General features: G+C 60.2%; 11 protein-coding genes. 5 read left to right on the plus strand and 6 right to left on the minus strand.

Translation table 11 applies throughout. The features are described 5' to 3' along the window. Positions 1–30: 30 nt before the first annotated feature. Entirely contained in the window at positions 31–291 is a 261-nt protein-coding gene (locus tag VL130_RS16715; protein WP_325364612.1) for a GlsB/YeaQ/YmgE family stress response membrane protein, read from the plus strand. Between the two features lie 50 nt (positions 292–341). Here VL130_RS16715 and VL130_RS16720 read toward each other — a convergent pair whose 3' ends face one another. The 4 genes from VL130_RS16720 to VL130_RS16735 all read right to left on the minus strand — a co-directional run bounded on the left by VL130_RS16720 (position 342) and on the right by VL130_RS16735 (position 5268). After that, on the minus strand, positions 342–1328 hold the full coding sequence (locus VL130_RS16720) for a mitochondrial fission ELM1 family protein (RefSeq protein ID WP_325364614.1): 987 nt from the start codon (positions 1326–1328) through the stop codon (positions 342–344). Positions 1329–1483: 155 nt separating this feature from the next. Then, positions 1484–1957, minus strand: coding sequence for a transcription elongation factor GreA (gene greA, locus VL130_RS16725; protein ID WP_325364616.1), 474 nt, complete (start codon positions 1955–1957; stop codon positions 1484–1486). A 220-nt stretch (positions 1958–2177) separates the two neighbouring features. Next, positions 2178–4493: a DUF6311 domain-containing protein gene (locus VL130_RS16730; RefSeq protein ID WP_325364618.1), complete on the minus strand. Its 2316-nt coding sequence runs from the start codon at positions 4491–4493 to the stop codon at positions 2178–2180. Between the two features lie 178 nt (positions 4494–4671). Further along, complete coding sequence (locus tag VL130_RS16735) at positions 4672–5268, minus strand: hypothetical protein (protein WP_325364620.1); 597 nt, start codon at positions 5266–5268, stop codon at positions 4672–4674. A 167-nt stretch (positions 5269–5435) separates the two neighbouring features. Between VL130_RS16735 and VL130_RS16740 the strand changes: the two genes are divergently transcribed. Then, entirely contained in the window at positions 5436–6914 is a 1479-nt protein-coding gene (locus VL130_RS16740) for a DUF1593 domain-containing protein (protein ID WP_325364622.1), read from the plus strand. Positions 6915–6972: 58 nt separating this feature from the next. On the opposite strand, the gene carB is transcribed toward VL130_RS16740, so the two are convergent. Further along, positions 6973–10275 (minus strand): carbamoyl-phosphate synthase large subunit, encoded by a 3303-nt coding sequence (carB, locus tag VL130_RS16745; protein ID WP_325364624.1) that lies wholly within the window; start codon positions 10273–10275, stop codon positions 6973–6975. Positions 10276–10619: 344 nt separating this feature from the next. On the opposite strand from carB, the gene VL130_RS16750 reads away from it, so the two are divergent. The 3 genes from VL130_RS16750 (at position 10620) to VL130_RS16760 (ending at position 12973) form a co-directional block, all read left to right on the plus strand. Further along, a complete protein-coding gene (locus VL130_RS16750) occupies positions 10620–11354 on the plus strand; it encodes a hypothetical protein (RefSeq protein ID WP_325364627.1) in 735 nt (244 codons plus the stop codon). Further along, positions 11351–11908 (plus strand): hypothetical protein, encoded by a 558-nt coding sequence (locus VL130_RS16755; RefSeq protein ID WP_325364629.1) that lies wholly within the window; start codon positions 11351–11353, stop codon positions 11906–11908. Before VL130_RS16750 ends, VL130_RS16755 begins: the two co-directional genes overlap by 4 nt. Positions 11909–12079: 171 nt before the next feature. Next, positions 12080–12973 (plus strand): DMT family transporter, encoded by an 894-nt coding sequence (locus VL130_RS16760; RefSeq protein ID WP_325364631.1) that lies wholly within the window; start codon positions 12080–12082, stop codon positions 12971–12973. Here VL130_RS16760 and VL130_RS16765 read toward each other — a convergent pair. Then, positions 12960–13310 carry a cupin domain-containing protein gene (locus tag VL130_RS16765; protein WP_325364633.1) on the minus strand — a complete coding sequence of 117 codons (351 nt, stop codon included), beginning with the start codon at positions 13308–13310 and terminating at the stop codon, positions 12960–12962. The two genes, VL130_RS16760 and VL130_RS16765, sit on opposite strands and share 14 nt — an antisense overlap. Positions 13311–13509 lie beyond the last annotated feature (199 nt).

The following is a 13509-nucleotide window of genomic DNA, read 5'->3' on the forward strand; positions in this document are numbered from 1 at the left end:
TCGCGGTTTTTCAATCAGAGAGGTGATATCATGCAGGAACAAGGAATTGGCTGGCTTCTGGCCATTATCGTCGGGGCGGCCGCCGGTTGGATCGCCGAGCAAATCATGAAGTCCAATCAGGGCCTCTTGATGAACATTATTCTGGGTATCGTCGGTTCGATTATCGCCAACGCCCTTTTTTCCCTGCTTGGCATCGGCTTCGGCGGTGTTATCGGCTACCTGATCGCCGGCGTTATCGGCGCCTGTATCCTGATCGCGCTGGGCCGGATGGTGCGGGGCCGCCGCGTTTAAAAGCGAACCCGTCCTCAAAAATAGCCGGCGAAGCGTGAGAGCTTCGCCGGCTATTTTTTATTGTGATACATCTCAAGCAAGTGTGCGGCGGCGCGGCGTGTTTCATCGAGCGGCGCATAGGGTGTGCCCGCCAGGACGCCGTTGAAAGGGTGGGTGATCCCCTTGGCGCGCAGGGTCTCGTGGAAATCCTCGAACTTTTCACCGGTATTGAGCGCACGACGTACCAGGCTGAGAATCTGGATCGGCTTACCGGTGGCGGCGGCCTCGGTGACCATATTGACCGAATCCTCGGTGACCAGGAAATGATCGGCGGCTTTTAGGAAAGCGAAGTAAGGGTTATCGCCCTGGCCGTCATAAATAAGGCCCGGTAGGTCCTTCAGGGCGTCCTCGATCACCACGCGGGCTTCGATCGGCGTGCGGCGCGAGACGGTGAGCAATACCGAACCCCTGGCCTGAAGAATTGCGCCACGCACCTCCTCAGCCAGTATCTGCGCATGGACGGCATCCAGGTCGTAGGCTTTCGAGCGGCCGCCGATCAGCACACAGACACGCGGCTTTGGCAGGCCTTTCAGCTTGTTGCGCCAGGCCTTGTGCGCGTTGGCAAGCTTGGTCGCCTCGATGCGATTGGTTGAACCGATGATCGACAGGGTATGGCCGCCATCGACGTGATCATGTTCCGGCGCGATGACAAGATCGAAGGCGTTCAGATTGTGACGCGGGTCCTGAAGCTGGACGACAAAGGTCTGTCCTCTGGAACGGCCGCGCATCCGACTGCTGTGCGGAATTGTGGCGCGGCCGGCGGCGATCCAGATATCCGGCCAGGGCGCTTCGAGCGAATCGCTGCTGGGGGACAACATGCGGTCGGGAAAAATCTTGAGCGCCGAGGGCAGGCGGTCGAAAAAATCGGTATAGCGGATGCGTTTCTTGATGATCTTGGCCGGGCTGATCCGCGCCACGGCTTCAGCCAGTCCCAGAACCTGGTTTTCGATTCCCGCGCGTCCGTCGGAAACGGCCCAGATTATGAGCGGCAGAGGCATTCCTCACTCCCATCCCCACGCGGCTTCGCCGGGCGGTTCATAGCAAACACTAAAGACTTGCCGGGAATTGCCGAAATTGGCGAGCCCCTGCAAGTCCTTGTATTTATAGACTCCAAAAGGAATGCTGCATAGCAGCAAAATTTTTGGAAATGACGTTAGAGCCATTCAACCTTGAGGATTTCATAAGCCTTGACGCCGCCGGGCGTAGGTACCTCGACGACATCGCCGACTTCCTTGCCGATCATGGCGCGCGACAACGGCGACGAGAGCGAAATCTTGCCCGATTTCACGTCCGCCTCGTGATCGCCGACCACCTGGTAGCGGCCTTCTTCCTCGGTGTCTTCGTCGACCACGGTGACCGTGGCGCCGAACTTGATATTACTGCCTGACAGCTTGGAGACGTCGATCACCTGAGCGCGGCTGATCTTGTCCTCGATATCGGCAATCTGGCCTTCGACCCAGCCCTGCCGCTCCTTGGCGGCATGATACTCGGCATTTTCCGACAAGTCGCCATGTTCGCGCGCTTCCGAAATGGCCGCGATCACGCTGGGGCGCTCGATCGACTTCAAACGTTTCAGTTCATCGTCGAGAACCTGATAGCCCGCGACGGTCATCGGCACTTTTTCCATGTCGATTAAAATCTTTATTTCCGCCCTGAGGAATAACAAAAATCCTGACGTCGGTTGAGGGGGACAACAACCGGTCAGGACGAATATCGGCGATGATTGGCTTGCAAACGGCCCGCATAATGCGGCGCACAAATTGAAACCGGCAGCCCTTATAGTTCTATTTGCCGTGATTTAAAAGAACTTTCGAGGGCCGCCGGTAATCAAGCGGTTTCGGACCGATTCAGCCTGCGAGCGGTGGAGCGGGGACCGGCGCATTTGGATCGCTCAGTTTGATATCGATCAGCTTGATGCCGAGCGCGCGGGCATCCACCGGAATAGCGGCGGCGGCCTTGGCTGCCTTGAAGGCGGCGCCGCGACCACTGTATTTTTCTGCGGCCCTGGTGGCGACGATCTCATCCTCGTCCTTCGCCGGCTCTTCGACCAGGAAGCGAATCTTGAGGTTTTCCCGGCTCAGGGCCGAGGCCGGCAGGGGCAGGGTGTTTATCGAGGTATGGTTGCTGAGATTGACCTCGCCGACCTTGACGCCGTTGACGAAGACGCTGACCAGGACCGGCTGGCGGCTCTTGGCCTTCATCGTCATGTCCAGTTCCTTGGGCTTGGGCGTATCGAACTGAACGTGTTTGATCGGGATGCGCAGGTTGGCGGCCGGGCCTTCGCTCCACACGCCGTCATATTCCGGACGCGACCAGTTTTCATCGAGCAGGCAGGTGCCCTGATCCAGCCAGCCGAAGCGCACTTCCGAACGCAGGGGCGACCATTCGGGCTTCGGCAGGTCGATATGGCTGTCCTTTGGCGGAATGATCCACACGCCGTCGAGCATGCGCAGGCGCGGCCACAGTTCCTGCGGGGCATCGCACTGCTTGAGGAAGACAAACAGATGGTCAGACTTGACCTCGCCGCGCTTGAAGGCATCCATGCCGGCTTCCTGGTTGGCGATCTGGATCAGGTTTTCGCGGGCGGCGTACATGGTGTTGACCGGCTTGGCCTGCGAGGTGGCGCGCCAGGTCAGTTCATAGAACAGCTTGTCATTCATATGGACGTTGGCCGGGTAGAAATCGACGCCTTTGGAGTCGGTGACCAGTTGGTTCCATTCCGGGCTGGGCGTTTCGTAATAGATCTGGTCCGAACTGGCGAGGCTGGTGGCCTGACGCATGGCCTTCGACATGCCTGCGATATCATAGGCCTGCACGACCAGCACAAGCGGCAGCAGGATGGCGATGGCCCTGGGGCGGCTCTCGAACAGGACGACGAGCGCGGTGGCGACCAGCAGGTAGGTGATCGGCCAGGTCAGGCGGCCGGAGGCGCGCAGGATGGCCGCCGGGTTGCGCAGTTCGTCAGGCAGTTTGAACTTCCAGATGTCGTAGCCGTAGAACTGGGCGTGATTGGACGCGGCGATCAGCAACAGCAGCAGAAAGGGGATGGCCAGCGGGCGCAGACGGGCGATGAAGCCGCGCGAGGCCTTGGCTTCCGGCGTGGTGATGTAGAGCACGACGGCGGCGATCACCAGCACGATCAGGCCGAAACCGAGATACTGATAGCCTTCGAAGGCTTGACCGCCATCGAGCGGCCACGCCTTGAGCACGGCGGAAAATTCCGGCTTGACCGGATTGAACCAGCCATCGAGCGGGAAGGAATAGTAGCCATAACCGCCGGCGCCGGGACTCATGCCCTTGTTGAAGCTGCCGCCGATATAGAGGGCCAGAATAGCGAGGGCGAGCGGCGGGATGGCGCGGATCACGGCGTCGAGCAGGGTCTTCCAGTCGGCGTGCAGCCGACGATCGGCGATGTGCAGGCCGCTGAAAAAACGCTTGATGCAGTCACCGCCCCAGATGGCGGCGATCATGAATAACAGGTAAGGGTGGACCATGCCGGTGACGAACAGCAGGGCGCACCAGCCGCGCATTTTTGGGCCGTTTTTGAACCAGTTCAGGACGAATTTCAAACCGCTGCCTTCGGGCAGGGTGTCGTCCTTGATGTTGATGAAGAGGTGCAGGCCCCACAGGATCAGCCATTGCGCCACCAGGGTATCGTGGCGCATCCGGTAATAGAGCATCGGCAGGGCCGAAAGCGCGATGGCGCCGCCGACCGCGGTCCAACGACCTGGCGCGTGCGGGCGGATCAGTTTGTAGGCGAAGGTGAAGTGCATCACTACGCAGAACAGGAACCACAGGCCGATATACTGGAAATTGTCCGGCAGCCACTGGCGGAATGGCTTGAAAATAAAGGCGAACAGTGGGTTCGAGTCGGTCGAGAAAATGGTGTTGCCGACCGGGGCGCCGAGCAGGTTTTCGTGGTTGAAGCTTGACCAAGGCATCCGGCGCCAGGCGTTCCAGCCCAGCACATGCTGGCCCCAGTCATGCTCCATCAGCCAGCCGATGCGCGTCGGATTGACGACATTGACGTCGAAAAAGGCGGCGAACAGCAGAAGCGGCGCGATGACGCACAGGCCGCGGTGCAGGCCGGTCCAGACGGCGGGCGGGGTCTGTTCGAGTTTCGCGTATAGCAGGCCGGGACGGAGCCAGTTCGGCAAGGTCATTGTGTCTTAAACTCAAGGTAAGGGCGGTTATGCGTGCATCAATAGTGCCCAGCATTTGCCGTCATCGCGTGACTTTTTTACGGCGAAATGGCGCTTCAGGTGGCAATTTTTTGCAGCGCAATCATAACGCATTTGGCGGGCTTCACAAGCGTGTGATCGGTGACTTTTTGTTACGGGGTCAGATGACGCTTGACGTGAGCGCCGCCGGTGGCAGGGCCGTCATGGAAGCCTGTGCGGCGTCAGCGGCCAGCTTGCGGCGGTAGGCGTCGAGCGAATTGTAGCGCTGGAAACCGTGCATATTGACCGCATTGATGTTCAGCTCGAAATGGATCGCCTGATCATCCGCAGACAGATGATCGAAGAAGGCCAGTTGTGCCTGGGCCGGTGGCGTCTGGTGGGCGAGGGCGGCCGTGATGGCGGCGACCTCATCCTGCTGGATGGCGGCTTCGCGCTGGCCGAGATCGCTTTGATCCGTCAACTGATGAAACAGGCGGGCGTTTCTGGAATCGATACCGCGCAACTGTCCGCGCGCCGCCAGACCGCGCAGGGTCTGCATGGCTTTCAGGCGTTTATCGAGCTGCGTGCCGGCTTCGGCGCTGCCGAGGAAGGCGGTCAGGGCGTTAAATTGCGCCTGATTGAGTGAAAAGGCGGTGGCGTAGCGGCTATCCGGCAAAATCCGGTCTGGCGCGGCCGTGACCGGCTGCACGCGCAGTGGCGCCAGCGAGGCATTGACGGACGGGACGGGCGTGATTTCTATGGACCGGCTCCTGCGCAAAAGGATGGCACCTGAAGTGCCCGCCCGTCACCTTATGCCGTCAGCCTTAAGGGCTTTTTAAGAGGGCCGCATTTTTGTGAATGACCGAGCTGGCAAGGGCGAGACAAACGGGAGCTTGCATGATGGTGCATTTAGATTAGCTTGGCCCCATAAATGGGAGCGATAACATGCTTAGGAAAACAACCGTCATACCCCTTGCCCTGTCGGTATGGCTGGCCGGATCAATCCTGCCTCTGGCCCAGGCGGCTCAGGCGGCAACGGTAGCGGCGAATGCCCCGGCGGAGACCGGCAAACAGCGGCTGATTGTGCTCACCGATGTCGGCGCCGATCCGGACGATACGGAATCGCTTGTCCGTCTCATGCTCTATTCAAACGAGATCGATATCGAGGGGCTGATAGCGACCACCTCCGTCTGGATGAAAGCCACTATCAATCCGCAGTCCGTTCGTGAGGTAATCGGCGCCTATGGTCAGGTCCGGGACAATCTGCTTCTGCATGACAAGGGCTATCCGCAGGCGAAAGACCTGCTCTCGGTCGTCCGTCAGGGGCTGCCGGTATATGGCATGGCCGGCGTCGGCGAAGGCAGGGATTCGCCCGGTTCTGACCGCATCATCCAGGTGTTGCAGGAAAAGGACGACCGCCCGGTCTGGGTTACGGCCTGGGGCGGCACCAATACTTTGGCTCAGGCGCTCTACAAGATTAAGCACACCATGAGCGAAGCCGAAGCAGTCAGGCTTATCGCCAAACTCAGGGTTCATACCATCTCCGACCAGGACGATTCGGGTACGTGGATCCGGACGAATTTCCCTGACCTGTTCTATATCATCAGCCCCGGCGACTATGGCGCATCGACCTGGATAGCGATCAACTCGGTCATTCCCGGCATAGATAACACAACTATCAGCAATAAATGGCTGGCGGATAATATCCAGCAGGGGCATGGCCCGCTGGGCGCCATCTATCCCGATGTCGGCTATGGCATGGAAGGCGATACGCCCTCCTTCCTGTCTCTCATCCCCAATGGATTGAATGAACCTGAGCATCCGGACAGAGGGGGCTGGGGCGGCCGTTATGAACTTTATAAGCCGCAGCCCTATGCCGATGCGGCGGGGAATATGCCGGGGGGCGTGCCTTATATGCCGGAAACGCGACCCATCTGGACCAATGCGAGCGACGACTATGCGCCGCCGGAAAAGGGTGAATACAACCGGGCCATACATTTCGGCAGCAAGACGTTTTCAGGCGACAAGGTCAGCCTGTGGCGCTGGCGGGATGATTTCCAGAACGATTTCGCCGCGCGCATGGCATGGACAACGAAACCTTTAAAGGAAACGAACCATCCGCCCGTCGTGCGCCTCGATGTACCTGAAGTCCTGACAGTGAAATCCGGTCAGGGCTTCGCGCTCAGCGCCAAAGGAACGACCGATCCCGATGGCGACAGCCTGACCTATCTCTGGTTTCAGTATCCCGAAGCCGGCACAATCAAGACAGTGATGAAAATGTCTGCGGAGGACATTCAGGGCGTCTGGGTTGACGGCGCGACCGTCACCCGGCCGGAAACGGCGGAATTTATTGTCCGTGTAACGGACAAGGGTACGCCACCTTTGACGCGTTATAAGCGGGTGACGGTGAAAGTCCTGCCCTGATCATTTCACGTCGGATTTGAACCCGCGGCGATTTCAGGATCGCCGCGGGTTCATGCGTCTAGGCATATTCCTGAATCGGGCGGACATCGAGCAGTTCGTTGGCGCCGGACTTAATGGCGTGGGTGGCGGCAACGGCACCCGAAGCCGTGGTGTAGTACGGAATCTTCTGCATCAGGGTAGCGCGGCGCAGCGAGAACGAATCCGCCAGCGACTGCTTGCCCTCAGTGGTGTTGAACACCAGGTCGATCTCGCCGTTCTTGATGGCGTCGAGGATGTTCGGACGGCCCTCAAGCACCTTCTTGATCGGTTCGATAGCGAGGCCCTGGGCTTTCAGGTAATCGGCGGTGCCGCCGGTGGCGACGACCTTGAAGCCGAGGTCGAGCAGGGTGCGAATCGACTCGACAATGGTCGGCTTGTCCATGTCCTTGACCGACACGAACACCTTGCCGGCGGTCGGCAGGCGCACGCCGGCGCCGAGTTGCGCCTTGGCGAAGGCGCGTGCGAAGGCATGGCTCATGCCTTCGCCGTCGCGCACCCAGTCGAGGCCCATGACCTCGCCGGTCGAGCGCATTTCAGGCCCAAGCACCGTATCGACATTAGCGAAGCGGGCGAACGGGAAGACGACCTCTTTCACCGCGACGTGGCTGTAGGTCTTCGGCTTGAGATGGAAGTCGGCCAGCGGCACGCCCGCCATGACCTTGGCGGCGATGCCGGCCAGCGGCTGGCCCAGCGTCTTGGCGACGAAGGGCACGGTGCGCGAGGCGCGCGGATTGACTTCGAGCACGAAGATTTCCGGATTTTCGGAATAGGGTTGCAGGATGGCGAACTGGACGTTCATCAGGCCGCGCACCTTGAGCGCGCGGGCCAGTTCGACCGTCTGGCGTTCCAGTTCGACAATGGTTGCCGGTTGGAGCGAGAAGGGCGGCAGCGAACAGGCGGAATCGCCGGAGTGAACGCCGGCTTCCTCGATATGTTCCATGATGCCGGCCACGAAGACATTACCTGAGCCATCGGCCAGGGCGTCGGCGTCGACTTCGATGGCGGCCGACAGGTACTGATCGATCAGCACCGGCGAGTCGCCCGACACCTGCACGGCCTCGCGGACATAGCGCGTCAGTTGTTCGTCGTCGCGGATGATTTCCATGGCGCGGCCGCCCAGCACATAGGACGGACGGATGACGATCGGGTAGCCGACCTCATGGGCGCCCTTGAAGGCTTCTTCCGGCGTGCGGGCTATGGCGTTGATCGGCTGCTTGAGGTCGATATCGCGCAGCAGGTGCTGGAAGCGCTCGCGGTCTTCGGCCAGGTCGATGGCGTCCGGCGAGGTGCCGAGGATGGGGATACCCTCATCTTCGAGCGCCTGGGCGAGCTTCAGAGGGGTCTGGCCGCCGAACTGCACGACGACGCCGCGCAGATCGCCCTTCGACATCTCGACGTGGATCAGTTCCAGCACATCTTCGGCCGTCAGCGGCTCGAAATAGAGGCGGTCGGAGGTATCGTAGTCGGTCGAGACGGTTTCGGGGTTGCAGTTGACCATAATCGCCTCGATGCCCATGTCCTTGAAGGCGAAGGCGGCGTGACAGCAGCAATAGTCGAACTCGATGCCCTGGCCGATCCGGTTGGGGCCGCCGCCGAGAATGATGGCCTTGGCGCGATCCGACGGCTCGGCTTCACATTCCGGAATTTGGCCGAGCGCGCCCGATTCATAGGTCGAATACATGTAGGCGGTGCTGGAGGCGAATTCGGCGGCGCAGGTATCGATGCGCTTGAAGACCGGACGGACGTTCAACTCCTGACGCAGGGCGCGGACCTCTTTTTCGGTCTTGCCGGTCAGCTTGGCCAGGCGGATATCCGAGAAGCCCATGGCTTTCAACGTACGGAAGGCCGTGGCCGAGGTCGGCAGGCCGAGCGCGCCGATCTTGGCCTCTTCGGAGACGATGGTTTCAATCTGACGCAGGAACCACGGCTCGTAGTCACAGGCGGCATGGATGTCCTCGACTGACAGGCCGTGACGGAAGGCCTGCGCGATGACGCGGATGCGGTCGGGCGTCGGGCGGCCGAGTTCGCGGATGACAGCGTCGCGGATGGCGTCAGGGTTTTCGGCCGTTTTCACGCCGGTGATCTCAATGTCATCGAAGCCGGAAAGACCGGTTTCCAGGCCGCGCAGGGCCTTCTGCATCGATTCGGCAAACGTCCGCCCGATGGCCATGACCTCACCGACCGACTTCATCGACGTGCCAAGCAGGGGCTCGGAGCCAGGGTACTTCTCGAAGGCGAAGCGCGGAATCTTGGTGACGACGTAATCGATCGACGGCTCAAAGGAGGCTGGCGTCGTCTTGGTGATGTCGTTTTGCAGTTCGTCGAGCGTATAGCCGACGGCCAGCTTGGCGGCGATCTTGGCGATCGGGAAGCCGGTGGCCTTCGATGCCAGCGCCGAAGAGCGCGAGACGCGCGGGTTCATTTCGATGACGATCATGCGGCCGTCTTTCGGGTTCAGCGCGAACTGAACGTTCGAGCCGCCGGTCTCGACGCCGATCTCGCGCAGCACGGCCAGCGAGGCCGAACGCATGATCTGGTATTCTTTATCTGTGAGCGTAAGCGCCGGGGCGACGGTGATCGAGTCGCCGGTGTGCACGCCCATCGGATCGACGTTTTCGATCGAGCAGACGATGATGCAGTTATCGGCGGTATCGCGCACCACCTCCATCTCGTATTCTTTCCAGCCGACAATAGATTCCTCGATCAGCACTTCGCTGGTGGGGGAGAGGTCGAGACCGTTGGTGACGATATCCTTGAATTCTTCCTGATTGTAGGCAATGCCGCCGCCGGTGCCGGCCAGGGTAAAGGACGGGCGGATAACCGCCGGCAGGCCGCCGATGGCTTCGAGACCGGCCACAGCTTCTTCCCAGGTGTGGGCGACGGCCGACTTGGCCGATTCTAAGCCGAGCTTATCCATGGCGTCGCGGAACTTCTGGCGGTCTTCGGCCTTGTCGATGACCTCGGCCTTGGCGCCGATCATCTCGACATTGTATTTCTTGAGCACGCCGGAAGCATCGAGCGCCAGGGCGGTGTTGAGCGCGGTCTGGCCGCCCATGGTGGGCAGCAGCGCGTCCGGGCGCTCCCTGGCAATGATCTTCTCAACAAATTCCGGAGTGATCGGCTCGATATAGGTGGCGTCGGCGATGTTCGGATCGGTCATGATCGTCGCCGGATTGGAATTGACCAGGATGATGCGGTAGCCTTCCTCGCGCAGGGCCTTGCAGGCCTGCACGCCGGAATAATCGAACTCACAGGCCTGGCCGATCACAATAGGGCCTGCGCCGATAATGAGAATGGACTTGATATCTGTGCGTTTGGGCATCGTCACTCTTTCGGTTCGCGCAACACCCATCAGGAATGGGGCGCAAGTAAAGTTCGGGCTGTGACAGATCACAGTCCTTACGGAGAAGCGAGCCACTGCGGGCTCAGCGTGTTTTATGGCTAAGCGGGTGCTTTAGAGGCTATCCCCCCCTGTTGCAACCCTTGATCTCAAGAATCTGAGGCTCATCAGCAATGTGTGAAGGTTTGAAATATCGGGAAACGAAAATTCCCGGCTGTGGCGGCTGCGCCCCACTGATTGCAAATGGTTAACGCCTGCTGGCGCCTGTGTATAATTAATGCTAAAACGGCGTTATGCCGCAAGAATGCCGCATGTAGGGGGATATCATGAGGCCCTTTGTTTTTCAGGTACTATGCGTCTGTGCCATGCTGAGCGTGCCTGTTTCCGCATCGGCGCAGACATCGCGGTCGTGCGCGCCGTCGGTCATCCGGGCGGCGGCGGCAAAGCAGGTGGCGCCGAACCTGGTGGGTTGCCGTTATGATGAGGTCGCCGTACCGTTGGTGCGGTATTTCTCGATATTTCCGGCCCTGACCAAGACGCCCGGCAGCGAAGCCACCAGCACCATTCTTGAACAAACGCCGGCGGCGGGGGAGCCTCTCGCGGCAGGCGGACAACTGGCTCTGAACGTAGCGGTTGGTCCGTCGGTGAAGCCGGAAGCGCCGGCGGGCGCGGTTGCGCCGGTCGAAACCGAGACCCCCGTGGTTGCGGAAACCACGCAACCGCAACAGGCGTCGCCGGACGTGGCTTCCGCTTCCAGCGTATCAGAGGCGCCGATTGAAATAACGGAATTTGTAGCCGCTTCGGAAACTCCTGCGGCGTCTGCTTTATTGCCGCGTATACAGTTGCCATCATTGGCCTATCTTCGGCGGCCCGGCCTTTTGTGGGCGTTGTTGAGCATCGTGGTGTTTGGAATCGGCCTCATCCTGACCTTACGCGGCAGGCGCAGCCGGCCGGAATACGGTTATGAACGCGTACCCAAGGTCACGGCGCGTCTCGAATATGGCCCTGGCCGTCTGAATGCAAACGGTCCGCTGATCGTCGGCAAGGAGGGCGGCCAATGACCCTGACAGCAGAGGCCCTATGGCTTGACGACCTGCTTGATGGTCCAACGCGCGTCGATATCGAAAAGCAGCTGGCCGGGGCGATCGATAAGGATCGTGTGTTGCGTAACCTTGTGATGGCAACGCCCATTCTGCGCGGCGCGATCATCCGCGCGGTCATGGCCTGTCTGCATTTCGACCCGCTGGCCCTGCTCGCCGATGGCTGGTGTACCGCCCGTGATATCCGCGCCTGCCGCAATGCCGATAAGGCGACGGGCAAACCGGTGATTCTGAAACTGGGCGCGCACAGCATAGAACGCGATATGCAGCCGGCGGTCACGGTCGATCTCGGCAGTGAAAAAAGCTTTGCCCTCGATATCGGTTTGAGTCTGGCGGGCAATTTCAAGGGCGTCGAACTGACGATCAGCGAGTCAAAGCTGGTGTCGGCCGGTTCGGGCACGTGCAGCCTGTCGCTGCAAATCAAGGTGGCGGGCCGGACCGTGGTCAGCCAGGATTTGCAAACGCTCGACCTGCCTGGCGAACATCGCTTTGCTCAACCATTGGCGCTGCGTTAGGCGGGGCTATCAGGTTGCTCAGGTCTCATGGCCTGCAAGATGTGGCCTTGGCGTAACAAAACCGCCAAATGGCGCAGCAATCCTGACAAACCAACGCTGATCGCAAGAAACGGAGAGAGGCGCTTCCTATTTCATGGCATATCGAAGCGATAGCCTTTAAGGAGCTCCATCATGCCTCTATCCAGCCTTGCCAAACTGATCGGACTGGCGGCGATCTGGGGTGGATCGTTCCTGTTCATGCGCATCGCGGCGCCGGTGCTGGGGCCGGTCCTGCTAATCCAGTTGCGCGTGGCATTGGCGGCGGTGTTCCTGCTCGCGTTGGCGTTGTTGTGGAAGAAAAAGCTCGATCTAAAATCCGACTGGAAGCATTTCGTCATCCTCGGCCTGTTCAATACGGCGGTGCCCTTCCTGCTGTTCGCCTGGGCGGCCAAAAGCCTGCCGGCCTCGCTGATGTCGGTGCTGAACGCTACGACGCCGATCTGGGGCGCGGTGTTTGGGGCGATCTGGCTGCGCAACCCCCTGTCACTCAAGACCCTCGCCGGGCTGGCGCTGGGGATTACGGGCGTGGCCGTGCTGGTCGGACTTGATGGTGGGCAGTTGTCGCCGACGGCCTTGTTGGGTGTCGGCGCCGGTCTGGTCGCGGCGGCCTGTTACGCTGTCGCCGCACTCTATTCCAAGGTGGCGAAAAGCGTCGACGCCTTTGCAAATGCGCATGGCAGCATGTGGGCCGCGACCCTGATGGTGGCGCCGGCCACGCCATTCTTTCCGGCGCTATCTGTGCCGAATATCTGGGTGGTGATTTGCGTGCTGATGCTCGGCATCGTGTGCAGTGGCATCGCCTATGTGCTCTATTTCAAACTGATCGACGAGATCGGCGCCGCTCCGGCTACGACCGTGACCTTCCTCGTGCCGGTTTTCGGGGTGCTGTGGGGCAGCCTGATTCTGCATGAGCACGTCGGCTGGATCAGCGTAATCGGCGGTATCCTGATCATTACCGGCACCGCCCTGATCACTGGGTTCTCGCCGTCCACCCTGCTGAAAAGGCGGCAGGTTACGGCAGAATGATCACAAAGGTTTTCAGCACCGGTTCGATGACCTGCCACTGACCCTGATAGCCATTGCGAAAGACGATATGATCGCCGGCTTTCAGCGTTACCGGCGGTTGTCCGTCTTCGGTGACGATGGCGTGGCCTTCAAGGATGGTGCAATATTCCCATTCGTCGTAACTGACGCGCCATGTGCCCGGCGTAGCGGCCCAGTAACCGGCATAGGTTTTTTCGTCCGGTGTGGTTTCCAGCAGCCAGGAGGTGAACTGCGGGTCGCCGTTGATCAAGCGCTCTGGTTTGGGACGCTCGTGTTCCGGTGTGACCGTCGAACGGTCAAATTTGAGGAAGCGGGTCATGGCGGGTCTTTCAATGGCTGGTCTGCAAAGTAAGGCTGGTCTGCAAAGTAAGTAAGATACCCCACCACCAACGCACAAGAGCGCGTCGGTTCCATGGCTTGCGAAAGCTGTACTTTCGCTGACGCCAAACCCCGAACAAGTCGGGGAGGTACAAGAAAGATACCACAAAAAAGCCCCGCGCGGGCGGGGCTTCTTGTGA

The organism is Asticcacaulis sp. (assembly GCF_035497195.1).
In the GTDB taxonomy this organism is placed as follows: Bacteria; Pseudomonadota; Alphaproteobacteria; order Caulobacterales; family Caulobacteraceae; genus Asticcacaulis.